Annotated in this window: 23 protein-coding genes; 8 read left to right on the plus strand and 15 right to left on the minus strand. The window is 68.9% G+C overall.

Going from position 1 to position 24,845, the window contains the following annotated elements:
• Positions 1–34: 34 nt before the first annotated feature.
• Both CLU95_RS09390 and CLU95_RS09395 read right to left on the minus strand, forming a co-directional pair.
• Entirely contained in the window at positions 35–1,033 is a 999-nt protein-coding gene (locus CLU95_RS09390; RefSeq protein ID WP_099792506.1) for a FecR family protein, read from the minus strand.
• Positions 1,030–1,602 (minus strand): RNA polymerase sigma factor, encoded by a 573-nt coding sequence (locus tag CLU95_RS09395; RefSeq protein ID WP_225616778.1) that lies wholly within the window; start codon positions 1,600–1,602, stop codon positions 1,030–1,032. The genes CLU95_RS09390 and CLU95_RS09395 overlap by 4 nt, the downstream gene beginning before the upstream one ends.
• A gap of 273 nt (positions 1,603–1,875) precedes the next feature.
• Between CLU95_RS09395 and CLU95_RS09400 the strand changes: the two genes are divergently transcribed.
• The 3 genes from CLU95_RS09400 to CLU95_RS09410 all read left to right on the plus strand — a co-directional run bounded on the left by CLU95_RS09400 (position 1,876) and on the right by CLU95_RS09410 (position 7,126).
• Complete coding sequence (locus tag CLU95_RS09400) at positions 1,876–2,265, plus strand: STN domain-containing protein (RefSeq protein ID WP_099792508.1); 390 nt, start codon at positions 1,876–1,878, stop codon at positions 2,263–2,265.
• A gap of 188 nt (positions 2,266–2,453) precedes the next feature.
• Entirely contained in the window at positions 2,454–5,177 is a 2,724-nt protein-coding gene (locus CLU95_RS09405; protein WP_099792510.1) for a sensor domain-containing diguanylate cyclase, read from the plus strand.
• Between the two features lie 50 nt (positions 5,178–5,227).
• Positions 5,228–7,126: a GspE/PulE family protein gene (locus tag CLU95_RS09410; RefSeq protein WP_099792512.1), complete on the plus strand. Its 1,899-nt coding sequence runs from the start codon at positions 5,228–5,230 to the stop codon at positions 7,124–7,126.
• 18 nt (positions 7,127–7,144) lie between these two features.
• Here the strand turns inward: CLU95_RS09410 and CLU95_RS09415 are convergent, their stop codons facing one another.
• On the minus strand, positions 7,145–7,891 hold the full coding sequence (locus CLU95_RS09415) for an EAL domain-containing protein (RefSeq protein ID WP_257214573.1): 747 nt from the start codon (positions 7,889–7,891) through the stop codon (positions 7,145–7,147).
• A gap of 383 nt (positions 7,892–8,274) precedes the next feature.
• On the opposite strand from CLU95_RS09415, the gene CLU95_RS09420 reads away from it, so the two are divergent.
• Genes CLU95_RS09420 through CLU95_RS09435 form a run of 4 tightly spaced genes read left to right on the plus strand, consistent with a single transcriptional unit; the run spans position 8,275 to position 12,365 of the window.
• Complete coding sequence (locus CLU95_RS09420; RefSeq protein WP_099797188.1) at positions 8,275–8,760, plus strand: Csu type fimbrial protein; 486 nt, start codon at positions 8,275–8,277, stop codon at positions 8,758–8,760.
• 26 nt (positions 8,761–8,786) lie between these two features.
• Complete coding sequence (locus CLU95_RS09425; RefSeq protein ID WP_099792514.1) at positions 8,787–9,542, plus strand: fimbrial biogenesis chaperone; 756 nt, start codon at positions 8,787–8,789, stop codon at positions 9,540–9,542.
• Positions 9,520–11,865 carry a fimbria/pilus outer membrane usher protein gene (locus CLU95_RS09430; RefSeq protein ID WP_099792516.1) on the plus strand — a complete coding sequence of 782 codons (2,346 nt, stop codon included), beginning with the start codon at positions 9,520–9,522 and terminating at the stop codon, positions 11,863–11,865. The genes CLU95_RS09425 and CLU95_RS09430 overlap by 23 nt, the downstream gene beginning before the upstream one ends.
• Complete coding sequence (locus CLU95_RS09435) at positions 11,835–12,365, plus strand: Csu type fimbrial protein (RefSeq protein WP_180288571.1); 531 nt, start codon at positions 11,835–11,837, stop codon at positions 12,363–12,365. The genes CLU95_RS09430 and CLU95_RS09435 overlap by 31 nt, the downstream gene beginning before the upstream one ends.
• A gap of 13 nt (positions 12,366–12,378) precedes the next feature.
• Here the strand turns inward: CLU95_RS09435 and CLU95_RS09440 are convergent, their stop codons facing one another.
• The 10 genes from CLU95_RS09440 to CLU95_RS09485 all read right to left on the minus strand — a co-directional run bounded on the left by CLU95_RS09440 (position 12,379) and on the right by CLU95_RS09485 (position 22,225).
• A complete protein-coding gene (locus CLU95_RS09440; protein WP_099792520.1) occupies positions 12,379–13,131 on the minus strand; it encodes an SDR family oxidoreductase in 753 nt (250 codons plus the stop codon).
• Positions 13,132–13,144: 13 nt separating this feature from the next.
• Positions 13,145–14,581, minus strand: a complete 1,437-nt coding sequence (locus tag CLU95_RS09445; protein WP_099792522.1) for an aldehyde dehydrogenase family protein — start codon at positions 14,579–14,581, stop codon at positions 13,145–13,147.
• A 1-nt stretch (position 14,582) separates the two neighbouring features.
• The gene (locus CLU95_RS09450; protein WP_099792524.1) at positions 14,583–15,671 is read right to left on the minus strand and encodes an isopenicillin N synthase family dioxygenase; all 1,089 of its coding nucleotides are present in this window, start codon (positions 15,669–15,671) and stop codon (positions 14,583–14,585) included.
• A gap of 68 nt (positions 15,672–15,739) precedes the next feature.
• Positions 15,740–16,918, minus strand: coding sequence for an ABC transporter substrate-binding protein (locus tag CLU95_RS09455; protein WP_099792526.1), 1,179 nt, complete (start codon positions 16,916–16,918; stop codon positions 15,740–15,742).
• 102 nt (positions 16,919–17,020) lie between these two features.
• On the minus strand, positions 17,021–17,344 hold the full coding sequence (locus CLU95_RS09460) for a hypothetical protein (protein WP_099792528.1): 324 nt from the start codon (positions 17,342–17,344) through the stop codon (positions 17,021–17,023).
• On the minus strand, positions 17,341–18,243 hold the full coding sequence (locus tag CLU95_RS09465) for an ArgK/MeaB family GTPase (protein WP_257214574.1): 903 nt from the start codon (positions 18,241–18,243) through the stop codon (positions 17,341–17,343). The genes CLU95_RS09460 and CLU95_RS09465 overlap by 4 nt, the downstream gene beginning before the upstream one ends.
• Positions 18,240–19,373: a CaiB/BaiF CoA transferase family protein gene (locus CLU95_RS09470; protein ID WP_257214575.1), complete on the minus strand. Its 1,134-nt coding sequence runs from the start codon at positions 19,371–19,373 to the stop codon at positions 18,240–18,242. The genes CLU95_RS09465 and CLU95_RS09470 overlap by 4 nt, the downstream gene beginning before the upstream one ends.
• Positions 19,374–19,434: 61 nt before the next feature.
• Entirely contained in the window at positions 19,435–19,854 is a 420-nt protein-coding gene (locus CLU95_RS09475; RefSeq protein WP_099792533.1) for a cobalamin B12-binding domain-containing protein, read from the minus strand.
• A complete protein-coding gene (locus CLU95_RS09480) occupies positions 19,851–21,473 on the minus strand; it encodes an acyl-CoA mutase large subunit family protein (protein ID WP_099792535.1) in 1,623 nt (540 codons plus the stop codon). The genes CLU95_RS09475 and CLU95_RS09480 overlap by 4 nt, the downstream gene beginning before the upstream one ends.
• Positions 21,470–22,225, minus strand: a complete 756-nt coding sequence (locus CLU95_RS09485; protein WP_257214576.1) for an enoyl-CoA hydratase/isomerase family protein — start codon at positions 22,223–22,225, stop codon at positions 21,470–21,472. Before CLU95_RS09485 ends, CLU95_RS09480 begins: the two co-directional genes overlap by 4 nt.
• 213 nt (positions 22,226–22,438) lie before the next feature.
• Between CLU95_RS09485 and CLU95_RS09490 the strand changes: the two genes are divergently transcribed.
• Entirely contained in the window at positions 22,439–23,191 is a 753-nt protein-coding gene (locus CLU95_RS09490; RefSeq protein ID WP_099792539.1) for an IclR family transcriptional regulator, read from the plus strand.
• 4 nt (positions 23,192–23,195) lie between these two features.
• Here the strand turns inward: CLU95_RS09490 and CLU95_RS09495 are convergent, their stop codons facing one another.
• Both CLU95_RS09495 and CLU95_RS09500 read right to left on the minus strand, forming a co-directional pair.
• Positions 23,196–24,173 carry an NAD(P)H-dependent flavin oxidoreductase gene (locus CLU95_RS09495; protein WP_099792541.1) on the minus strand — a complete coding sequence of 326 codons (978 nt, stop codon included), beginning with the start codon at positions 24,171–24,173 and terminating at the stop codon, positions 23,196–23,198.
• Between the two features lie 38 nt (positions 24,174–24,211).
• A complete protein-coding gene (locus tag CLU95_RS09500) occupies positions 24,212–24,835 on the minus strand; it encodes a TetR/AcrR family transcriptional regulator (protein WP_099792543.1) in 624 nt (207 codons plus the stop codon).
• Between the last annotated feature and the right edge of the window lie 10 nt (positions 24,836–24,845).

Here is a 24,845-nt window from a genome sequence, read left to right on the forward strand (position 1 = left end):
CACTGAGACGAATGCCCCGTCACATTCCGGTAATTTACTGACTCGAAATTCTTATTTCATTGCCTGCCTCGTGTGCTGCAAGGCCGAAGCCCTGCTTCAGAAGCACCACGAAGCCGCTCATGTTGTTCGCATCGAAGCTGCCGCCGATGCGCACCTGCGCGACGACCGGATCGGCGATCACGAGCTTGCGCAGGTTGTAGCGGTTGAACTGCGCCGCCGCGTCGCCCAGCGTGGTCTGGTCGAACACGAGCTTGCCTTCGCGCCAGCGCAGTTCGTCGTCGACCTGCTTGGGCGCCTTCGACATCACGAGCACGTTGTCGGCATGCGTGACGGCCGCCTGGTTGCGCGTGAGCACTGTGGGCTCGGCGCTTTTTGCATCGGGCTTGGCCGCGGCGATCTGCACGCGCCCTTCTTCCACCGTCACGTTCACCTGGTCGCCCTGGCGCCGCACGAGAAAGCGCGTGCCCAGCACGGTGATGCGGCGGTCGCCGGCGATGACGACGAAGGGGTGGTCCTTGTCGTGCGCGATGTCGAAGTAGGCCTCGCCCGCGTCGAGCCACACCTTGCGCCCGGTGTCGTTCACGGCCGTGCGCACCTGCGTGGCGGTGTTCAGCGTGAGCCTGGAGCCATCGGACAGCGCCACCGACTGGCGCGCGCCCACGGCCGTGGCGTAGTACTGGCCGCGCGCTTCCTGCGTGTACTGCCAGCCGAGCCAGGCGGTGCCGGCGACGGCCACGAACACGCCGGCGGCGATGCGTTGCAGCGAGAAGCGCGACAGGCGTTGTGGCGGACGTGCGGCCTGCGGCGCGGGTGCGGGTGCGGGCACCGGAATCGGGATCTCCGGCGTGCGCAGCGCGCCCAGCCGGTCACCGCGCTCCCAGGCGCTGGACAGCCGCAGCCAGGCCACGCGGTGGGCGATCGACGCGGCGATCCAGGCGTCCAGTTGCTGCTGGTCGGTGTCGGTCCACGCGCCGCTGTCGCGGCGGGCCAGCCAATCGGCGGCCAACGATTCAATGCGCTGGGCGTCGCTCATGTGGAAAGCCTCCGCTCGTTCTGCGCTCGCCCGAAGGCCTTGGTGTCCAGCTGCACGCCGCCCGACAGCAGGGCGTCGGCCAGGGCGCGCACGCCGCGCGACACCTGCCGCTCGACCGTGTCCTCGGTGATGCCCAGCTGCGTGGCGACCTCGCGCTGCGAGAGGCCGTCGATCTTGCGCATCTCGATCACGCGGCGGCATTTGGACGGCAGCGCGTCGAGGGCGGTCTGCAGCAGCCGCAGCTCGCCGCGGCCGGCGGCATGGCGCTCGGGCGTGAGCTCGTCGGCGGAGAAATCGAGCGCGTCGAGGTCGGCAATGATCTCGATGGAAACGATCTGCGCGCGCCGGGCGCGGTCGATCAGCAGGTTGCGCGCGGTGGCAAAAACAAAGGGCTTGACCTGGTCGGGCATGGATTTGGAGGCGGACTCATAAATGCGCACGTAGACGTCCTGCCGCAGGTCGGGCACTTCGGCGTCGTCGCGCCAGTTGCGGCGAAGGAAACGCGTGAGCGCGGCTTCCATCGGCAGCACCTCGCTGACGAACCAGGCATCCAAGTCACTGAGAACCACGAAGCGCTCCTGGAAATTGAAGGGCCGACACGAAAGAACGGCAGGTCGCCGGGATTGGCGACAGACAGTGAGACGAACGGCCCGAAGATTTCCGGTAACGCGCGGGGGCCCGCCGGCGAAATTTCTTCCAGTTTCCGTGCCCGGCGGCGGTCCCCGAAATTCTAGAAGGCCGGGCCCAAGGGCTTTTCCCCCTTGCCCCGTTACCGGAAAGTGCGCTCGAACTCGTCTCACCGGGGGCAGAAGAAAAACCAATTCGCGGAAACACAGACCGACATGATTCGAATCCGGAGGCAGCCCCCCACCCTCCTTGCCCTCTTCATCACCCGCCCCCGCCTTGCCCTCGCCGTTGCCGGCCTGCTGGCGACGGGGCTGGCCTTCGCCCACGCGCGCGAGTTCGACGTGAAGGGCGGCGAGCTGCGGCCCGCGCTCGACGCCTACATCGCGCAGTCGGGCGTGCAGCTCATCTACAAGATGGAAGACGTCAAGGACCTCTCGACCCGGGGCATCAAGGGAAAGATCGCCGCCGACGCGGCGCTCGACCGCCTGCTCGACGGCACCCGCCTGCGTGTGCGGCGCGGGCAGGACGGTGCGATGGTGCTCATTGCGCCGGCCCGCTCGCCTGCGGCCGCGCGTTCGGAGCCGCTGCCGCGCACGGTCGAGTAATACGATCGGCTTCACCCGTCGCGTGCGGGACAACGCCGGCGCCGTTCGGCCCTGCGAGATGCACCGGAATGGCGCGCATTTCTCGCACTTTCTGACACACTACCTGCGCAACAAGCGAGTGGTGTGAGCTGCGCCTCGACGGCCGGCCGGTGGTCCCTCCGCTTCGCCGCGCTGCCTGCACGACGCCCATGAAATTTTTCGCGAACGGGAAAACCCGCATCAGCCTGAACACGCGCCTCAGCGTCGGCGTTGCGGCCATCGTGCTGGCCACCACCTTCGGCATCGCCACGGTGGCGCTGCACCTGGTCAAGGACCGCATGCGGGCCTCGATCGCCAGCGAGGAGTTCGCGCGGCTGTCGGCCATCGCGAACGCGGTCGACCAGAAGTTCGCCAGCCGGCGCATCCTGCTGAAGACGCTGGCCGAGAGCGTGGCCTCGCACGGCTTCACGAGCGACGCGCCGCTGCAGGCCTTCGTGGAACAGCACCCGTCGCTGCGCGCGGCCTTCGACAACGTCGCCATGCTCGACACCGACGGCGACCTGGTCGCCAACATGAACGGCCCGGAACAGCTGCACAAGCTGAACGTGAAGGACCGCGCGTACTTCAAGGACACGGTCGCCTCCCGCACCGGCGTGATCTCCGAGCCCTACCGCAACCGGCTCAGCGGCCTGGCGCAGGTGGCCATCACCGAGCCCGTGCGCGACCGCGACGGCCGAGTGCGGTTCGTGATCTCGGGCTCCATCAACCTGAAGGACCGCAGCATCCTGGGCGAGCTGGCCGACGTGCGCTTCGGCCAGACCGGCTACGTGTTCATCACCACCTCCGACGGCATCGTGATCGACCACCCGCTGGCCGACCGCGTGCTCAAGCAGGCCAACGCCGCCATGGCCGACGACGCGCCCGATATCGAGCGCGCGCTCGCGGGCTTCGAAGGCACCGTCGAAGGCGTCAACCACGCGGGCGTGCCCGGGCTGTACGCCTTCAAGCGCATCCGCCAGGCCGACTGGATCATCGGCTCGATGTACCCGCGCCACGAGGCCTTTGCGCGCATCGACGCCATCGAGCGCACCGCGTGGGGCGGCGCCCTCGTGCTGGCGCTGCTGGCCGGTGCACTGGCGCTGGGCGTGGTGCGGCGGCAGCTGCGTCCGCTCACCGAACTGCACCGCCACATGCTCGACGCCCACGCCTCGCCCGACCGGGTGGCCGTGGCGCGCACCTATCCGGACGACGAGATCGGCGACCTCTCGCGCACCTTCGACCGGCTCCTGCAGCAGCGCCAGGCCAGCGAGAAGTTCCTGCGCGACATCACCGACAACCTGCCGGCCATGATCTCGCACGCCGACGCGCAGGGCCGCTATTCCTTCGTGAACGCGCGGCTGTGCGAGGAGCTGGGCTACAGCGTGGAAGAGCTGGTGGGCCAGCCCGTGCAAAGCATGAGCGGCCTGCACGACGACCCGGCGCTCGAGAACCACCTGCGGCGCGTGCTGGCCGGCGAGGCCGTGTCCTTCGAGCGGCGCGGCGCCGCGCACCGCGACGAGGAAGAGCACTTCTTCCAGACCGACTTCATCCCCGACCTCGATCCGCAGGGACAGGTGCGCGGCTACTACGCGATGACCTTCGACATCACGCAGCGCAAGCGCATCGAGCTCGAGCTGGCGCACAGCGAGGCGCAGATCCGCACCATTGCCGACAACATTCCCGCGCTGGTCTCGCACGTCGACGCCGGGCTGTACTACACCTTCGTCAACGCCAAGGTGCGGACACTGCACCGCGGCAACCCCCTGGTCGGCCAGTGGATGCCGGGCATCCGCGGCGAGGCCGATTTCGCGGTGGTGCGCCCGTACATCGAACGCGCGCTGGCGGGCGAGACCGTCATCGTCGAGAAGGCCGGCGACGCGGCGCTGGGCATCGGCGAGCGCACCTTCAAGGCCCACTACATCCCCGACCAGGATGCCGAGGGGATGGTGCACGGCGTGTTCGCGATGACCTTCGACATCACCGACGAAGTGAACATCCGCCGCGCCCTCACGCAGCAGGAAAAGCGCCTGCGCGACGTGACCGACAACATCCCGGCGCTGGTGGCCTACTTCGACCGCGACGAGAACTGCCTGTACGGCAACAGCCGTGCGCGGCGCATGGCGGGCCTGGACGAACGCGCACCGCTCGACGGCGTGACGCTGCGCTCGGCCGTGGGCGAGACGGTGTATGTGCAGCACACGCCGCACCTGCCCCTGGTGCTCGCCGGCAAGGCGGCGCAGTACCCGGTGCAGGTACCGGTCGAAGACCGGGAGGCGCACTTCCAGGTGAACCTGATCCCCGACCGCGACCTGGCGGGCGACGTGCTGGGCTTCTACCTCATGACCTTCAACGTCACGGCGCTGAAGGAGGCCGAGCGCAAGCTCATCGAGCTGGCGCGCCTGGACGTGCTGACCGGCCTGCCGAACCGGCTGGCCTTCAACGAGCAACTGCCCGCGGCGATGCTGCGCGCGCGCCGCACCGACGGCGGCATGGCGCTGATGTTCCTGGACATCGACCACTTCAAGGCCATCAACGACACGCTGGGCCATGCCATCGGCGACGGCGTGCTGGCCGAATACGCGCGGCGCCTGCGCACCAGCGTGCGCGAGACCGACACCGTGGTGCGCCTGGCCGGCGACGAGTTCGTGGTGGTGCTCGAGAACGTGTACTCGAAGGACGCCGTGGCGGGCGTGGCGCAGAAGATCGTCGCGCACATCGAGGCGCCGGTGTTCCATGTGGACGGCCGGCGGCTGGACGTCACGACCAGCATCGGCGTCGTATTCCTCGAGACGGTCGATGCCAGCATCGGCGCCGGCGAACTGCTCGCGTGCGCGGACACGGCGCTCTACGATGCCAAGTCGCAGGGCCGCAACCGGTTCGCATTTTTCCGTTAGCGTCGCAACATCCCGCCGCGCGCCCCCCACACCCACCAGGAGATCCATCCATGGCCGCCACCGAAGTCGTCATGCCCGAACAGCTCGTGCAGGAGCTCGACCTGCAAAGCCGCATGCCGATCGCGCGCATCGGCCAGGCGCTGATGTCGCTGGGCATGGTCACGCAGACGCAGCTCGACGCGGCGCTCCAGCAGCAGCAGCGCGAGCCCACCGTGCCGCTGGGCGAGACGCTGGTGCGCATGGGCGTCGTGAGCCGCGGCCAGCTGCAGACCGCGCTGGTGCGCAAGATGGGCTACCCGCTCGTGAACCTGCATGTGTTCCCGGCCGCGGCCGACGCGCTGCGCAAGGTCAGCCACGACGCGGCGCGGCGCCTGCAGGTGATGCCGCTCATGCTGCACGGCGGGCGCCTGGTGCTCGCGGTCGACGACCCCGTGAACCGCCACGCGGTGATCGACGAGGTGGAGTTCATCGCGCAGATGAAGGTGATTCCGGTGCTGGGCCAGTGCCTGGACCTGGACGGCGTGCTGCACAAGGCCTACGAGAAGGTCGGCCAGGTGGCGGCCGACCGGCCGGTGATCGACATGAACGACCCGATGCGCCCGCTCGAGTTCGACATGACGGGCACCAGCACGCTGCTAAAGACGCTCGAGAAGGAAGAGTCGGCCGCCGCGCCGTCCGCGGGCGACGCGCCCGTCGAGCAGTCGGACAACTCGCTGGTGCGCATGATCAACAGCATGATCCTCGAGGCCCACCGCGAGGGCGCCTCCGACATCCACATCGAGAGCGACCCGGGCCAGGAAAAAACGCGCATCCGCTTTCGCCGCGACGGCCGGCTCTACACCTACCTGGAGCTGCCGCCCAGCTACCGCAACGCCGTGGTCGCGCGCGTGAAGATCATGTGCGACCTGGACATCAGCGAGAAGCGCAAGCCCCAGGACGGCAAGATCAACTTCTCGAAGTACTCGCCGCAGCACCGCATCGAGCTGCGCGTGGCCACCATCCCGACCAACAACGGCCTGGAAGACGTGGTGATGCGCATCCTGGCCTCGGCCAAGCCCATTGCGCTCGACGCGCTGGGGCTGTCGCAGCGCAACCTGGCGCAGCTGTCGCAGGCGGTCGACCGGCCCTACGGCATGGTGCTGTGCGTGGGCCCCACCGGCTCGGGAAAGACCACCACGCTTCACTCGGCGCTCATGCGCATCAACACGCCCGAGCGCAAGATCTGGACGGCCGAAGACCCCATCGAAATCACGCAGCCGGGCCTGCGCCAGGTGCAGGTCAACCCGCGCATCGACTGGACCTTTGCCAAGGCGCTGCGCGCCTTCGTGCGCGCCGACCCCGACGTGATCATGGTCGGCGAGATCCGCGACGCCGAAACCGCGAAGACCGCCATCGAGGCCTCGCTCACCGGCCACCTCGTGCTGTCGACGCTGCACACCAACAGCGCGCCCGAAACCGTGACGCGCCTGCTCGACATGGGCATGGACCCGTTCAACTTCGCCGACTCGCTGCTGGCCGTGCTGGCGCAGCGGCTGGTGCGCTGCCTGTGCCCGCAGTGCGTGCAAAGCCGTCCCGCGACCGACGAAGCCGTCGAGGAACTGCTGGCCGACTACATGCACGCCTTCGGCGCGCAGGACACGCCGGCCGCGCGCGACGCCGTGCGCGCCGAGTGGATGCAGCGCCACGGGCGCGACGGACACATCCAGACCTACACGAGCACCGGCTGCAAGCACTGCAACGACACCGGCTTCAAGGGGCGCGTGGGCATCCACGAACTCATGGTGATGTCGAAGGGCCTGCGCCGGCTGGTGCAAGGCGGCGCGCGCGCCGAGGAACTGCAGGACGCGGCCATGCGCGAAGGCATGCGCACGCTGCGTCAGGACGGCATCGAAAAGGTGCTGGCGGGCCGGACCACGCTCGAGGAAGTGCGCGCGACCAGCAACGTCTGAAACGGGAAAAGGCTCAGCTCAGGCGGCGGCGTCCCACGCCACCGCCGGCAACGTGGCAATGGCCGGGCGTGCGAACAGGTAGCCCTGAAACAGCTCCACGCCGATCTCGCGCAAGGCGCGCACCTCTTCGGCCGCCTCGACGCCTTCCGCGATCACGCGGATGTGCAGCTCGTCGCAGGTGGCGACAAAGCCGCGCACGATGGTGAGCCGCACCGGGTCGGCATGGATGCTGCGGATCAGGCTCAGGTCGATCTTCACCACGTCGGGCTGGAACGCGGCCAGCAGCTCGAAGCCCGCGTAGGCCGCGCCGAAGTCGTCGATGGCCGAGGTGAAACCGTGGCGCTTGAAGGCGCGGAAGGTGTCGGCCAGGCCGTGCAGGTCACGCACGCGCTCGCCCTCGGTGATCTCGAACATCAGCTGGCGCACGGGAAACTTGCAGCGTTTGGCCGCGGCCATGGCAGTGCGGAAGCACTCGGCCTGCCCTGCAACATCATTGGGCATGACGTTGAGGCTGAGGCGGGACTTCATGCCCAGACCCGAGGCGATCTCGATGGCTTTGACGCGGCAGGCTTCGTGGAAGGCGAAGCGGTCGACCGGGTCGACGCGCCCTAGCACTTCGGCCGCGCCTTCGCCCGACAGGCCGCGCACCAGCGCCTCGTGGGCATAGATCTCGTGCCGGCCCAGGTCCACGATGGGCTGGAACGCCATGGTGAACCCCGAGGCGAGGCCCGCAGGCGCGGCATCCGCATGTATTTCGGCGATCACGGTTCGTGGACCTCGCAGGCAAGGTTGCAATGGCGCCGGAGGGCGCCTCCCAGGGCGTAAATGTAAACCCTTCCATACACCGCACGCACAACCGCCTGCAGACAAAGATCCGTCGCATGAAGGCATGCGGCCTACGCTGCGCGCAAGCTGTAGACCGAAATCACTCGTGGGTTTTCCCGGTATCAGAAAAATCTGTAGCAGCTTTGGGACGCTAGGACCGCGTCCTATGTCCCATCGAGGGGAGATTGGTTAGAAAGGGGCGCCCGCTACCGAAACCGGTGGGTGGATTTTCACTGTCGTTCCTGGGTTTCCAGTCCACCGTTGAAAGGTCCCGTCCGATGCGCCACCTGCCTCGCCCCCTCCTTCGCACCCTGGCCCGGGCCATGCTGCCCCTCGGTGCTTTGTTCACATTGGCACCGTCCGCCCAGGCGGCCACCGCGACCACGACCTTCCAGGTCACGGCCACGGTGCTCAAGGCCTGCCTGATGAGCACGCCGGCCACGCTGGCGTTCGGCAACTACGACCCGTCGGCCGCCTCGCTGAACGGCACCACCAGCCTCAACGTGACCTGCACCTTCGGCACGCCCTACTCGATCGGCCTGAGCCCGGGCACCGGCTCGGGCGCGACCGTCTCGTCACGCGTGATGACCAGCATCTCTTCGGCCGCCGGCAACAACACGCTGGGCTATAGCCTGTTCAAGGACAGCGGCCACCTGACCAACTGGGACAACAGCATCGCCGGCACCGGCTACACCGGCAGCGGATTGCCCCAGACGCAGACGATCTACGGCCAGATTCCCACAGGGCAGTACGCCGCGGCACCGGCCACCGACTACGTTGACACGATCACGGTCACGCTGACCTACTGACCGGATTGACTGCACGCCCGTCCGGCATGCGCCGCGCATTCCTGCTGGGGCCTGCCCTGTGGGCCGGCCTGCTGCTGGCGCCCCTTCCGGCCGCCGCCACCAGCCTCAGCGTGGCGCCGCTGCGCATCGTGCTCACGCCGCAGCGCCCGGTCGCCTCGCTCACCATGGGCAACGCCGAAGACACCGAGGTCGCCGTGCAGGCCGAGGTGGTGGCGTGGTCGCAGCAGGACGGACGCGATGCCTATGAACCCACGCGCGATGTGCTGGTCAACCCGGCCATCTTCCGTCTGCCGCCGGGCGGGCGGCAGATCGTGCGCCTCGGGCTGCAGGTGCCGGCCGACGCCGCGGAGCGCAGCTACCGCATCTTTCTTCGCCAATTGCCGCGCGACCAGGCCTTGCCGGCGGACGGCGCCGAGGGCGCGAAGGTGCAGACGCTGCTGCGCATCGGCGTGCCGGTGTTCGTGCCGCCGCTGCAGCCGCGCCGCGCGCTGCAATGGTCGCTGCAGGCCGACCGCGGCGCACGCTACAGGCTGGTGTTCGACAACCAGGGCAGCGAGCACATCCAGGTCACGCAGCTCGTGGTGCGCCGCGAGGACGGCACCGAGCTGCTGCGCAAGAGCCTGTCGCAGTACGCACTGGCCGGGCAGTCGGCCGGCATCGACATCGAGTTGCCCGCGCTGCCGCCCGACACCCGCCTTCAGATCGAGGCCGCCACCGATGCACCCGAGGCGTCGTCCAGCGCCACCGTGCGCGTGCCCCGTGCGCCTGCCACGCCGCGCTAGCCTCTGGGTCTGCTGCGGCTGGCTGGGCCTGCGTGTGGCCTGCGCACAGACGGGACCCACCGATGCGGGCGGCGAGGTGCAGCCGGCGATCCTCGACGTGCGCATCAACGGCCTGAGCCAGCCGGCGCCGCGCCCGCTGCTGCGGCGCGGTGCGCAGCTGCTGGCGGCGGAATCCGACTTCGCGGCCTGGCGCCTGGTGCGGCCCGCCACCGCGGCGCTGCGGCGCGAAGACACCAATTACTACGACCTGCGCGCGCTGCCGGACGCGCAGTTGCGGCTCGACGAAGGCGCGCAGCGCGTGGACCTCAGCGTGCCCGCCGAGGCGTTCACGGTCGGCACCGTGCATGCGCACCTGAACGACCGCCCGCCGCTGTCGGCCTCGGTCTTCGGGGCCTTTCTCAACTACGACCTGGCCTTGCAGCACGACCGCGAAGGCACGCGCGCCTCGGGCTACTTCGATGCGGCCGCGTCGGCCGAGGGGGGGATGGTGGGCACGAGCGTCGTCGCCGGGCAGTCCGCATTCGGCGGGCGCGGCACGACGCGGCTGGACAGTTACTTCCGCCGCGACGACCCCGCGCGGCTCACGCGCCTCACGGTGGGCGATTCGGTCACGCAGGCCTCTGCGTGGTCCACGCCCTTCCGCTTCGGCGGCGTGCAGTTCGGCACCCGCTTCGGGCTGCAGCCCGGCTTCATCAGCTACCCGATGCCCAGCCTGCGCGGCGGTGCGGCCGTGCCCTCGGCGGTGGAGGTGTATGTGAACGACACGCTGCGCTACCAGCGCCGTGTCGATGCCGGCCCGTTCGCGATCAGCGACGTGCCCGTGCTCACCGGCGCGGGTGAGATGCGCTTTGCCGTCACCGACGCACTCGGCGTACAACGCATGGTGACCACGCCCTACTACGTGAGCTCGAACCTGCTGCGCGCCGGCCTCTCCGACTACTCGCTCGAAGCCGGCTGGACGCGCCTGCGCTACGGCGAACGCAGCTTCGACTACGGCCCGCCCTTCGTCGCCGGCACCTGGCGCCACGGCGTGAACGACAGCGTCACCGTCGAGGCGCGCGGCGAAGCCAGCGCACGCAGCCAGACCGCGGGCGCCGGTGTGACCTGGGTCTGGGGCACGCTGGGCGAGCTGTCGCTGCACGGCGCCGCGAGCCGCGACCGCGACGGTGACAGCGGCCGGCTCTGGCGCGCGGCCTACACGCGCACCAGCGACGAATGGAACTTCTCGGCGAGCCGGCAGGTGGCCAGCCGCGGCTTCACGCAGATCGCCTGGCAGGACAGCCCCGTGCACACCGACGCGCAGACGCAGCTGTTCGCGGGGCGCTCGCTGGGCCGCTACGGCACGCTCGGCGCGAGCCACACGCGGCTGCGCTACAACACCGGCGAGCACATCGGCGTGACCACCGCCAGCTGGTCGATCGGCATCGGCGGCAACGCCTGGCTCGGCACCTCAGTGGCCCGCACGCGCCAGGACGGCAAGCCTTCCATCACCTCGGTGAGCGTGAGCCTCACGCTCGCGCTCGGCGAGCGCCGGCACGCCACGCTCTCGGTGCAGCAGCAGAAACCGGGCGGCCATTCGGCCGTGGCCGAGTGGGTGCAGCAGCCGCCCAGCGACGAGGGGTGGGGCTACCGGCTGCGCGCCGCCGACGGCGAGAACGCGCGCAGCGAGGCCGGCGCCGACCTGCGCGGGCGCTACGGCCAGCTCTCGGCCGAGGTGGCGCGCGCCCAGGGCCAGACCGCGGCGCGCGTGCGCGCCAGCGGCGCGGTCGGCATCGCGGGCGGCGTGGGCTTTGCCACGCGCCAATCGGACGACGCCTTTGCGCTCGTGACCGTGCCCGGCGCGGCCGGCGTGAAGGTGTACCGGGAAAACCAGCCCTGGACCACCACCAACAGCGAAGGCCGCGCCGTCGTCTCGGGCCTGCGCGCCTACGAGCCGAACCACATCAGCATCGACAACGGCGACCTGCCGATCGAGGCCCAGGTGCGCACCGACGTGCTGCGCGTGGTACCGCGCTACAAGGGCGTGGCGCAGGCCAGCTTCGACATTGCGCGCGATACGGTGGCGAACGTCACCGTGCTGCTGCCCGACGGCAGCCCGCTGCCACCGGGCATCGACGTGATGCGGCCGGCGCGCGGCACGTCGATGCTGTCGGGTTTTCACGGCCTCGTGTCGGTCGACGATCCGCAACCGAACGAAGGCTTCGAGGCGCGATGGAAGAGCGGGCATTGCCGCTTCACGCTCGGCGCGCCCGACCGCGCCGCCGGCGCCCTGCCATCGATGGGACCCTACCGATGCGAACCCGTGTCGTCGTCCCCGCGCTGACGGTCGCACTGGCGATGGCGGGGTTGCTGGCCCCGGGCGCGTCGCTGGCTGCGTGCACGGGCCTGGGCGCATTCACCTGCACCGTCACCGTCAGCGTGGCAACGCCGCTGGCCTTCGGCAACTACGACCCCGCCGCCGCAGCGCCCAAGGACAACACCACAGCCATCACCGTCGTCGGCAAGGTCGATGGCCTGGTCGGGCTTCTGGTGACCGTGTCCTACGCGATCGGCCTCAGCGTGGGCTCGGCCGGCAACCTCGCCAACCGGCAGATGGTGGGCCCGGTCAGCACCACGCCGCTGGGCTACAACCTCTACACCACCAGCGCGCACAGCACCGTCTGGGATGCCAGCAACGTGACCGACAGCTACGGCGTCACGCTCTCCCTGCTCGGCACCGCGTCGGTGACGAAAAACTACACCGTCTACGGCCGCATTCCACCCGGCCAATACGTGGCGCCGGGCCCCTACAGCAGCACGATCACCGTGACGGTGACCTACTGAGGCAACGACCCGCTCAGATCGATCGCCCGCCGTCCACCGGCATCTCGACCCCGGTCAGGAAGTGCGCCTGCGGGCTGCCCAGGAACACCGCGACGTTCGCCACGTCTTCCGGGTCGCACATGCGGCCCAGCGGAATCGTCGAGACGAAGCGCGCGCGGTTCTCAGTGGTGTCCGCCACGCCCATGAAATCCTGCAGCAGCCCGGTGGCGGCCATCACGGGTGCGATGAGGTTCACGCGGATGCCGTCGGGCGCGAGCTCGACCGCCATCGACTTCGTCATGACCCGCACAGCACCCTTCGAACTGTTGTACCAGGTAAGGCCCGGGCGCGGACGGATGGAGCCGACCGAGCCGATGTTGAGGATCACGCCGCCCCCGTTCGCCTTCATCACCGGCACGACGGCGCGGGCCATGTGATAGATCGACTTCACGTTCACCGAGAACACGCGGTCGAAGGTGGCCTCGTCGACGTCGAGCATCGACTGGTTGCGGTGCGTGGTGCCCGCGTTGTTGATGACGATGTCGGGCCCGCCGAAGCGCGCCTTCGCCTGCTCGACCAGCGCCTGCACCTGCTCGAAGCGGGTCACGTCGCAGGCCACGGGCATGGCGTTGTCGCCCAGCGCCGAGGCCACCGCCTGCGCGGCCTCCAGGTTGATATCGGCCAGTACGACCTTCGCGCCCGCCGCGACATACGCGCGGGCGATGGCGGCGCCGAAGCCGCTCCCCGCCCCGGTGACGATCGCCGTCTTCTGGTTCAGCATCGACATGGTGTGAGTCTCCTTATTCGTAGTGATGGACGACGGTCTTGGTGGTGCTCATCTCGTCGAGCGCCAGCAGACCCTTCTCGCGGCCGTAGCCGCTCTTCTTCACGCCGCCGAAGGGCAGCTCGACGCCGCCTCCCGCGCCGTAGCAGTTGATGAACACCTGCCCGCTCGCCAGCCGCCGCGCCATGCGCGCCTGCCGGTTGCCGTTCTCGGTCCACACGCCGGCCACGAGGCCGTACTCGGTGGCGTTGGCCAGCTGCACCGCGTCGTCCTCGTCGTCGAAGGGCATCGCCGCGAGCACGGGGCCGAAGATCTCCTGGCTTGCCAGCCGGTGCGTGCGCGGCACCGGGCCGAAGAGCACGGGCGCGACAAAAAAACCTTCGGGCGGCAGGCCGTCGGCGAGCTGGCCTTCGGCCAACCGCGGCACGCCTTCGGCCACCGCGTCGCGCACGATGGCCTGCACGCGCGCCTGGTGCCGCGCGTTGATCATCGGCCCGCAGTCGAGGTCCTGCTCCGGGGTGCCGACCTTCAGCGCCGCGAAGTGCGTCGCGATGGTGTCGACGAAGCGGTCGTAGATGCCTTTGTGCACCAGCAGGCGGCTGCCGGCCGAGCAGGTCTGGCCGGCGTTCTGCACGATGGCGCGCACGATGATCGGCGCGGCCTTGGCGAGGTCGGCGTCGTCGAACACGATCTGCGGCGACTTGCCGCCCAGCTCCAGCACGCAAGGCACGTGGTGACGCGCGGTGGCCTGCTGCACCTGCATGCCGACCTCGGGCGAGCCGGTGAAGGTCGCGAAGTCGATGCCCGGGTGCGCGGTGAGCGCGGCACCGGCCTCGGTGCCCAGGCCGGTCACGATGTTCAGCGCGCCCGGCGGCAGGCCGGCTTCCATCGCGAGCTCGGCGAGCTTGAGGGCGCTGAGGCACGCATCTTCCGACGGCTTGACCACCGCCGCGTTGCCCATCGCCAATGCGGGCGCGAGCGTGCGGCCCATCATCTGCGCGGGGTAGTTCCACGGAATGATGTGCGCCGTCACGCCGTGCGGAATGCGCAGCACACTCACGTTGTAGCCGTTCAGGTACGGGATGGTCTGGCCGTGCACCTTGTCGGCCGCGCCGCCATAGAACTCGAAGTAGCGCGCCACCGCCGCCGCATCGGCGCGCGCCACGGCCATCGGCTTTCCGGTGTCGCGCGCCTCGAGCTGTGCCAGCGCCTCGCCGTTGGCCAGGATGAGCTGCGCGAGGCGCTGCAAGATGCGCCCGCGCTCGGTGGACGTCATGCGCCCCCACGCGCCGTCGAGCGCACGGCGCGCGGCGGCCACCGCCAGGTCCACGTCTTCGGCCCGCCCGCGGGCCAGGGTGCCGAAGGGCTGCGCGCTGCAGGGGTCGAGCACCGGCAGGGTCTCGCCCGAAAGCGCATCGACCCAGCGGCCGTCGATCAACATCTGGCGTTTCATCTCAGGCCTGTGCGGTCACGCCGGCGGGCTCGACTTCCTTCATGAAGTTGGGATCGTTGTAGTGGTACAGGTCGTCCAGGTAGGGCACGAAGAAGTCGTAGAACGAGCGCGTGTCGTAGCGCGCCTGCTCGCCCGCCGCAATGCACTCGGGAATGGGCGCCACGCTGGCGTCGTCGTCGGGGTAGAAGAAGAAGGTCAGCGCATAGCGCTTCATCGGCGGGTTGACGACGCGATGCGGCGTGGCGATGAAGTGGTCGTTCGACAGCCGGTTGAGCACCTGCCCGGTGTTGACGATGAGCGCATCCTTCACGTAACGCACCTTGAGCCATTCCTTGGCCGGCGTCATCACCTGCAGGCCCGGCACCGGCGTCATCGGCAGCAGCGTGAGAAAGCTGCCGTCGGAGTGCGGCGCCAATGCGTACTGGCCTTCGTCCATGTGCTCCTCGGGATGGTAGTAAGCGCAGCGCTGGTAGTACTCGGGCGCCTTGAACATCGGATCGAAGTGCTCGGCGCGCAGGCCGAGCGCGCGCGCGTAGATGGGCAGCAGCTTGAGTGACAGCTTTTCCATCGCGCTCTGATAGGCATGCAATGCGGTCTTGAAGGCCGGCAGGCTCTCGGGCCACTGGTTCAGGCCGCGGTGGCGCACGTTGGCGCGCACCTTCGGATCGTCCGCGTTGCGGTTGCGCATGAAGAGCCAGGCCGCGTTGGTGTCCTTCTTGGTGTTGACCGCGATCTTTTCCATGATGGCGGTCGACTTCAAGATCGACGACTTCGGCGGCAGGTAGCCCTGGTGGTGGTGGCCGACGCGGTGGCGCAGCTTTTCTTCCATCGACAGCTCGAACAGCTTGGCGGTCTGCGCGAACGACTCGTCGATGAGCGACTGCGGGATGCCGTGGTTCACGATGGCGAAGAAGCCCAGGTTCTCCTGAATGAGCTTCACGTCGGCGGCCAGTTGCTCCAGCGCGCCGGGCTCGCCGGTGAGGTAGGGGCCGACATCGAGCAAGGGCAGTTCCTTCGCGGCAGCGATGGCGGCTTTCACTTGCTCGGACGGTGCGACGGTGGGAGGAATGGCACGGGGGTTGGCTGTCATGGTCTTGTCTCCTGGGATGGGGTCGTGAGGTTGGAAAGGGTCGTCTTGCAAAGCAGCATCGCGCCGCTTCAACTCCAGTTCTTGCACTTCGATTCCGCCTTCGATGCGAAGGCCTGCTCGCCCGGTATGCGCTGCACCGGCTTGTAGTAGTCCCACGGACGCTTCGATTCGGCCGGGCTCTTGATCTCCATGAGCTGCAGGTCGTGCACCATGCGGCCGTCGCCGCGGATGTGGCCGCTGGACGTGTACATGTCGTCGATCTTCAGCGTGCGCAGTTGCGTCATCACCGCATCGGCGCTGTCGCTACGGGCGGCGCCCACAGCCTTCAGGTACTGCAGCGCAGCCGAGTAGCTGGCGGCCTGCATGCTGGTGGGCATCTTCTTCATCTTCTCGAAGAAGCGGGCCGACCATTTGCGCGAGCGCTCGTCGGTGTCCCAGTACCAGGCCTCGGTCAGGTTGATGCCGCTGGTGAGCTTCAGGCCGAGCGCGTGCACGTCGGTGATGAAGAGCATGAGGCCCGCGATCTTCATCGACTTGGTGATGCCGAACTGCTGCGCGGCCTTGATGGACCCGATGGTGTCGCCACCGCCGTTGGCCAGGCCCAGCACCTGCGCCTTCGAGGCCTGCGCCTGCAGCAGGAACGACGAGAAGTCGGTGGCCGACAGCGGATGCCGCACGCTGCCGACGACTTTTCCGCCATTGGCGAGGACGACCTGCGTGGTCTCCTTCTCCAGCGAGTCGCCGAAAGCGTAGTCCACCGTCAGGAAGTACCAGCTCTTGCCGCCCTGGCGCGTCATGGCGGCGCCGGTGCCGCGCGCCAGCGCCACGGTGTCGTACAGGTAGTGCACGGTGTAGGGCGAGCACTCTTCGTTGGTGAGCTGCGCCGCCACGCCGCCGGTCACCATCACGACCTTCTTCTTCTCGGCCGCGATCTTGGCAATGGCCAGGCTGGTGCCCGAGCTGGGCCCGCTGATGATCATGTCCACGCCCTGCGTGTCGAACCACTCGCGCGCCTTGGTGGCGGCAATGTCGGGCTTGGCCGAGTGGTTGGCGGTGATCACCTCGATCTTCTTGCCGTTCACGGTGCCGCCCGCGTCGGCGACGGCCATCTTCACGGCCTCCACCAAACCCGCGCCACCCATGTCGGAGTAGAGGCCGCTCATGTCGGCCATCACGCCGATGCGCACGACGTCGTCGTTGCCTTGCGCAAAGGCTGGTGCGGCCATGGCGGCCAGCACGGCCACCATGATGTGTCGGCGCAGGGGCCGTGGCCTTGGAATCTCTTGTGTTGTCTGCTTCGAATGCTCTTGCATTTTTTTGTCTCCTTCTTCTGTCGTAGGTTTCGAACGCTATCGGTCCGCTGCGGGGCTCCCATGGCTGGCGTGCTGCGCCGACTGGTGGCGCAGCAGTTGCAACATCTGAGGCCGCACAGGCCCCGGCAGGCGCGCCGCGGCGGCCTCGCAGTGCGCCCAGAGCGCGGGTGCGACAGGGGCGCGCAGGCGCACGGCATCGAGCAGCCGCTGGATCGCCAGCCGGTCGTGCCGCATGGCGACGCTGCGCTCCAGCAGGGCCAGTGCCGCAGCACGCGCCTCCTGCGCCTGCTGCGGCGATGCCTGCGCTTCGCCGCCGGCGCGCAGCGACTTCTTGAGCGTGCGGATGGCTTCGCGCTTCATGCGGCTTCCTGTGCGTGCGGCAACGCAGCCACGGCCTGCGCCAGTTGCTCGGCGATGGGCGTGTCGAAAAAAGCGCCGTCCTGCTGCGCGATGAACTGCCCGATGCGCAGCTCCAGCAGGCGACGCAGGCGGTAGCGTGCGCGCCGTGCGCGGGCGAGCGCACGCACCCCGGGCGCCTGCGCGTGCCAGGCCTGGTGACGGTCGATGGTGTCCGACAGCACCTGCAGCGATGCCGGATCGCCGGCCGCGCTCAGCAGGATGGGCGGCACCCAGTCGCCCGGCGCGTGGCGCGCCATCGTGGCAATGCGGCGGATGTCGGTCGCCATGCGCTGCGCGCCCGGCAGGTCCGACTTGTGGACCACGAAGATGTCGGCCATTTCCATGATGCCGGCCTTCATGGCCTGCACGATGTCGCCGCTGTCGGGCAACAGCACCAGCGCCAGGGTGTCGACCTGCGCGCGCACCGCGTGCTCGGCCTGGCCGACACCGACGGTTTCGAGCAGCACCTCGTCGAAGCCGAAACGGTCCATCAGCTCCAGCATCTCGGGCAGGTGGTCGGCCAGCCCGTCGCCGGTGCGGCGCGAGCCGAGCGAGCGGATGTACAGCTGCGCGTTGCCCGCGAGTTCGTCCATGCGCACGCGGTCGCCGAGGATGGCGCCGCCGCTCTTCGGGCTGCTCGGGTCCACGGCCAGCACACCCAGACGCCCGCGCGGTGCGCGCAGTTGCGCGAGGTGGCCGACCAGCGTGCTCTTGCCCGCGCCGGGCGCGCCGGTAACGCCGACACGCCGCGCCGCGTGCGACGGCGGATCGCGCGCCAGCGCCATCGGGTCGGCGTTGGCCAGCCGCGTGAGTTCGCGGCTCAAGGCCCACCGATCGAGCGGCGCCGCGTCCATGTTCATGCCGCCACCTTGCCCAGCACCTCGTCCGCATGCTCGTTGAGCAGCGGCGGCAGGCCGTAGCGCGGCGTGAAACCGTCGAAGCGGATCGGGCTGGCCACGGCCTGCAGCGGCAGGCTGCCGTCGCCCAGCGACACCACCAGCCGCCGCGCGTTCGCGATGTCACCGCACAGCGCATCGTTGAGCGTGCCGACCTCGGCCGCCACCACGCCCAGCGGCACCAGCCGTCGCACCCACTCGGCCGCCGGCGCGCCGCGCAGCAGCTGCGCGATGGCGGCGATGACCTCGGCGCGGTGCGCGCGCCGGCCTGCCATGGTGCAAAAGCGCACGTCGGTGGTCCATTCGGAATGGCCGACTTCGTCGCAGAAGATCTTCCAGAACTTGTCGTGCGTGATGAACAGCGTGAGCCAGCCGTCGGCAGTCAGGAAGATCTGCGCCGGCACCACGTACGGGTGCGACGAGTCGGCCTGCCGCGCCACGGTCTCGCCCGCATTGAGCACGGCGCCGGCCAGGTAGTTGAGCTGCGAGAGCATCACGTCGTACATCGCGACATCGACCTGCCCGCCCTGCCCCTGCACGATCTTGGCCAGCAGGCCGACCGCGGCCACCAGCCCGGCCGAGTTGTCGACGGCGGAGTAGCCGGCCTTGGTGGGCGGCGCATCGGGGTCGCCGGTGAGCGCCATCACGCCGGTCAGCGCCTGGATCACGTAGTCGTAGGCGGGGCTGTCGGCATGCGGGCCGTCCAGGCCGTAGCCGGTGAGCGCGACGCAGACGATGCGCTCGTTCCACTGCCGCATCGCGTCATACGTCAGGCCGAGCTTGCGGATCGCCGAGGGCCGCAGGTTGGTGATGACCGCGTGCGAGGTCTCGGCAATGCGGCCCAGCGCCTCCTGCCCCTCGGTGCTTGCCAGGTCGAGCACCACGCTCTTCTTGCTGCGGTTGAGGCTGGCGAAGTAGGCGTTGTGCGGGCCGATGAAATGCGGGCTCACGCTGCGGGCGATGTCACCTTCGGGCGTCTCGATCTTGATGACCTCGGCGCCCATGTCGGCGAGCATCAGGCCGCAGTACGGGCCGGCCAGCATGTGGCCGACTTCGATGATGCGGATGCCGTCAAGCGGCCCCGCGGTACTCACAGGAGTACCTCCGTGCTTCGCACTGCGGTGTGAGCTTGCTTGAGGCGGCCCGGCGCGGCGCTCATGCAAGGCACTCCGCCAGTGAAGCCACCACCAGCTCCAGCGGCATGTCCGCCGTGAAGACCGCGCTCACGCCGAGCGTGCGCAGGTGGGCATGGTCTTCGGCCGGGATGGTGCCGCCGACGAACACCTTCACGTCGTGCGCCTTCAGCTCGCGCAGCTGCGCGATCACTTCCGACACCAGCTCCTTGTGGCTGCCCGACAGGATGCTCAGGCCCACCGCATCGACGCCTTCGTCGACCGCCACCTGCGCGATCTGCAGCGGGCTGCGGCGCAGGCCGGTGTAGATCACTTCGGCGCCGGCGTTGCGCAGGGTCAGGGCGATGATCTTGGCGCCGATGTCGTGGCCGTCGAGGCCGGGCTTGCCGATCAGGATGCGCCGGGCCGCGAGCGCGGCGGTGCCTGGTTGCTGCGTGCTCATAGGTTCACCGGTTCCTTGAATTCGCCCCACTGGGCTTTGAGACAGGCCACCATCTCGCCGACGGTGGCGTAGGCGTGGCAGCACTCCACGAGGTAGGGCATGACGTTCTCGCGGTCCTTGGCCGACGCAGCCGACAGCCGCGCGAGCGAGCGCGCCACGGCCGCGTTGTCGCGCGTGTCGAGCGTGCGCTGGAACTTCTCCAGCGCGCGCTGCGCCACGGTGGGGTCGAGCGTGAAGACTTCGCCGACCTTGATCTCTTCGTTGGCTTTCTTGAAGTGGTTCTGCCCCACCACCACGGTACGCCCGGCGTCGTTGTCGAGCTTGCGCTCCAGGCCGCGCTCGGCCAGGCGCATCTGGATCCAGCCTTCTTCGATGGCGCGCACCACGCCGCCGTAGGCATCGATCTCGTCCATCACGCCCACGATCTGCGCTTCGATGCGGTCGGTGTGCTGCTCCAGGAAGTAGCTGCCACCCAGCGGATCGACGGTGCGGCCGATGCCGCTTTCATACGCCAGGATCTGCTGCGTGCGCACCGCCAGCTCGGCCGAGAATTCGGTCGGAATCTGGAAGGCTTCGTCGAAGGCGCAGGTGAAGATCGACTGCGCGCCGCCGAACACCGCGGCCATGGTTTCCACCGCGACGCGCACCACGTTGTTGTAGGGCTGCGGCGCCACCAGCGACGAGCCGCCGCACACCACGCCGAAGCGGAAGTGCTGGGCCTTCGGGTCCTGCACGCCGTAGCGTTCCTTCATGAGGCGCGCCCACAGCCGACGGCCGGCGCGGAACTTCGCGATCTCGTCGAAGAAGTCCATGTGCACGTAGAAGAAGAACGACAGCCGCTTGGCGAATTTCTCGACATCGCCGCCGCGTGCACGCAGCTCGTCCACATAGGCCAGGCCGTTGGCCAGTGTGTAGGCCATTTCTTCGGCGGCGGTGGCGCCCGCGTCGCGCACATGCGCCCCGGCAATGCTGATCGGGTTGAAGCGCGGCGACACCTCGTTCGAGTACAGGATGGTGTCGGCAATGAGCCGCATCGACGGGCGCACCGGAAAGATCCAGGTGCCGCGCGCCACGTACTCCTTGAGGATGTCGTTCTGGATGGTGCCGGTGAGCTGGTCGCGCCGCACGCCCTGCTTGTCAGCCACCGCCAGGTACATCGCATAGATGATCGCGGCCGTGCCGTTGATGGTGAACGAGGTCGAGATGCGCGACAGGTCGAGGTCCTTGAACAGGATCTCCGCCTCGCTGAGGTTCGACAGCGACACGCCGACCTTGCCGATCTCGGGGCGTGCCATCGGATGCGTGGGGTCGAGTCCGCACTGGGTCGGCAGGTCCAGCGCCACCGACAGGCCCGTCTGCCCCTTGGCCAGCAGGAACTTGTAGCGCTCGTTCGATTCCTCGGCGGTGCCGAAGCCGGAGTACTGGCGGATGGTCCACAGCCGGCCCTGGTAACCGTCCGGGAAGATGCCGCGCGTGAACGGATAGGCGCCGGGCTCGCCGATGTGCTCGGGCCGCACGGCGCCGGCACCGACGCTGGCGGGCACCTCGATGCCGGTCGGGCTCGTGGGGTACAGGCGCGGCTCGTTGGCGGCGCTGGGCATGAGGTCGTCGCGATTCATCGGGCGGCCTTGGCAAGAAAGAGGTCGGAGGCCTGCCAGTGGTCGTCGTGCAGCCAGGTGGCCAGCACCTGCGCATGCTCGACCTCGCGCCGCGCGCTGTACGAAGCCCCTTCGCGCCACGCGATGAGCTGCGCCTTCATGCCACGCAGCACCTGCGGCGGATGCGCCCGCAGCGGCGCGATGAAGGCGCGCAGGTCTTCGCCGTCGGCGCCGTCTGCAATCGATGCATCGGCCAAGCCCCACTGCAGCGCCTGCGCCGCATCGATCATTTCGCAGCGGCCCATCATGCGCAGTGCGCGCGCGCCGCCCACGAGCCGGCACAGGTCGGGCCCGCCGCCCCAGGCCGTGCTGATCGCCAGCTTGGCCTGGATGAAGCCGATGCGCGCATGCGCGGCCTGCAGGCGCATGTCGCAGGCCAGTGCCAGCTCGGCCCCGCCGCCGATAGCGTCGCCATTGAGGTAGGCCAGCACCGGCACCGGGCAGCGGCGCACGGCGTCGAGTGCGCCGCGCGAGCGTTCGACCATCGCGTGGGTCGCGGCCTCGTCGCGTACTTCCGACAGCTCCACCAGGTCGCCCCCGGCGGCGAAGAAGCGCTCGCCGGCGCCGCGCAGCACGAGCAGCCGCGTGTCGGGCCGGGCCCCGTGCGCGGCGACCGCCTGGGCCAGCGCCGTGAGCACGCGGCCCGCGAGGGCGTTGTGCTTGGCGGCGCGGTCGATGGTGATCCACACCACGCCGTCGGCGTGTGCGTCCACTGTGATGTCCTGGCTGGCTTGCTGCACCTTGGTATGTCTCCGTCGAACTGTCGTGGACCCATCGTAGGAACCGACTTGTTCGAGAACAAGAACCTATGTTCAGCATTACGAACGAATGACAGAATGACCGCGCGGATCGTGCTCGCCGATCCCGTTTGTTCAGGCGGCTGAATTTCGTCGCCCGGTCCGTTCCACCGTTCAGGAGAAGCGCCCATGACTGGCGTCACCGTGACCGCGATCGCGCGGGTGATCGACATCTTCGAAGCGTTCCAGGCGAGCCAGCGTCCGCTGTCGCTCACCGAACTGGCCGAAGCCGTGGGCGTGCCCAAGAGCACCTGCCACGCCATCGTCTCGACGCTGACCGCGCGCGGCTACCTGTACACCTTGAGCCGCCCGCGCGCGCTCTACCCGACGCGGCGCATGTTCGACGTGATGCACGACATCAGCGTGAAAGACCCGTTCATCGAGCGCGCCACGCCGGTGCTCGAGCGGCTGCGCGACGCCACGCGCGAGACCGTGATCCTCGGCAAGCGCCAGGGCGACTCGGTGATCTACCTGCAGGTGGTCGAGGGCCTGCACCCCATCCGCTATTCGGCCAAGCCCGGCGAGTTCAAGCCGCTGCACTCCAGCTCGATCGGCAAGGCGCTGCTGGGCAGCCTGAAGGAGCCCGAGCTGCGCACCTGGCTCAAGGAGCGCACGCTGCCCGCCGTGACCGCCACCACCAAGACCGCGCACGAGGCGCTGGTGGCCGACGTGCTCGACAGCCGCAAGCTCGGCTACTTCGTGACGCGCGGCGAGAACGTGAGCGACGTGTGGGCCGTGGCGGCCTTCCTGCAGCTGCACAACGACACGGTGGCGGTGGCCGTGGCCGGGCCGCAGCACCGCATCGAATCCAGCGTGGCCGAAGTGGCACGGCTGCTGGTGGCCAGCTGCAGCTTCCTGGCGCGGCAAGTCGAGCGGGGCTGACCGCTCAGCCGCGCAGCATACCCGCCAGGCGCTTGGCGATGAGTTCATCCGCCTGCGCCATGATGCGGTCGATGAGCTCGGCGCAGCTGGGCACGTCGTGGATCAGGCCGGCCACCATGCCGCAGCTCCAGGCACCGGCGTCCATGTCGCCCTCGGTCATCACCTTCGGGTAGATGCCGGCGACCTGGTCCATGATGTCGTCGATCTTCAGCGCGTCGCCCTTGATGCGTTCGATCTCGATGAGGCGCTCCACGCCCGCGTTGTTGATCACGCGCTCGGTGTTGCGCAGCGACCGCATGATCAGGCGCGTGTCGAGTTCCGAGGCATTGACGATGGCCTGCTTCACGTTCGCGTGCACCGGTGCTTCCTTGGTCGCGATGAAGCGCGTGCCCATGTTCATGCCCTCGGCGCCCAGCGCGAGCGCGGCCACGAGGCTGCGGCCGTCGGCCATGCCGCCCGAGGCGACGAACGGGATCTTCAGTTCTTCGGCTGCGCGCGGCAGCAGGATCATGTTGGGCACGTCGTCTTCGCCGGGGTGGCCGCCGCACTCGAAGCCGTCCACGCTCACGGCGTCGCAGCCGATGCGCTCGGCCTTGAGCGCGTGGCGCACCGAGGTGCACTTGTGGATCACCTTGATGCCCGCGGCCTTCAGCGCGGGCATGTAGGCCTCGGGGCTGCGGCCTGCGGTTTCCACGGCCTTGATGCCGCCTTCGACGATGGCCGCGATGTACTCGGGGTACGGCGGCGAGGCGAAGGTCGGCAAAAAGGTGAGGTTCACGCCGAAGGGCTTGTCGGTCATCTCGTGGCAGCGCGCGATCTCGCGGGCCAGCAGTTCGGGCGTCTTCTGCGTGAGGCCCGTGATGATCCCCAGGCCGCCGGCGTTGGAGACGGCCGCGGCCAGCTCGGCAAAGCCGACGTAGTGCATGCCGCCCTGGATGATCGGGTGGCGGATGCCGAAGAGTTCGGTGATGCGGGTTTTCAAGGGAACGTCCTTTGGTCGGGGTTGCAGAAAAAGAAAACTCAGGGGGGCGACGCATCGCCGGGGGACACGACGCGCAGCACGTCGCGCGCCATGACTTTCATCCAGGCCTTGTCGCTCTTCAGCGCGGGCTCGGCAAAGGCCTTGGCAAAGGTGGGCCGCACGATCTTGGCGTAGTTCAGCGTGCCGAGAATGATCGTCAGCACGACCACGGACGGGATCTCGCGGCGGATCAGGCCGGCCGCCTGCGCCTCTTCCAGCAAGGCCAGGCTTCCCTGCAGAAAGCTTTCCAGCGGCCGGATCTGCGCCTGCTGGATGCGCTCGGCGTTGTCGAGCAGCTCGCGCGTGACGAGCCGGAAGCCCGTGGGCCGCGCCTGCATCCATTCGACCTGCAGCGCCACGTAGGCCTGCAGGCGCGCCTGCAGGCTGGCGCTCGTGTCGACGCGCTTGCGCATGCGCGCCATCAGCTCCTCGGCCTGCTTCTCGAGGACGGCGCGGTACAGCAGCTCCTTGCTCGGGAAGTGGTGCAGCAGCCCCGGGTTGCCGACCTCGCATTCGCGCGCGATGGCCGACAGCGACGCGCCCTGGAAGCCGTGGTCGGCAAAGTGCTGCTCGGCACGCGCCAGGATGATTTCTTTGCGGGAGGTCGGTGGAGCTGATGACATCGCGCGATTG

The organism is Variovorax sp. 54 (genome assembly GCF_002754375.1).
Classification (GTDB): domain Bacteria; phylum Pseudomonadota; class Gammaproteobacteria; order Burkholderiales; family Burkholderiaceae_C; genus Variovorax.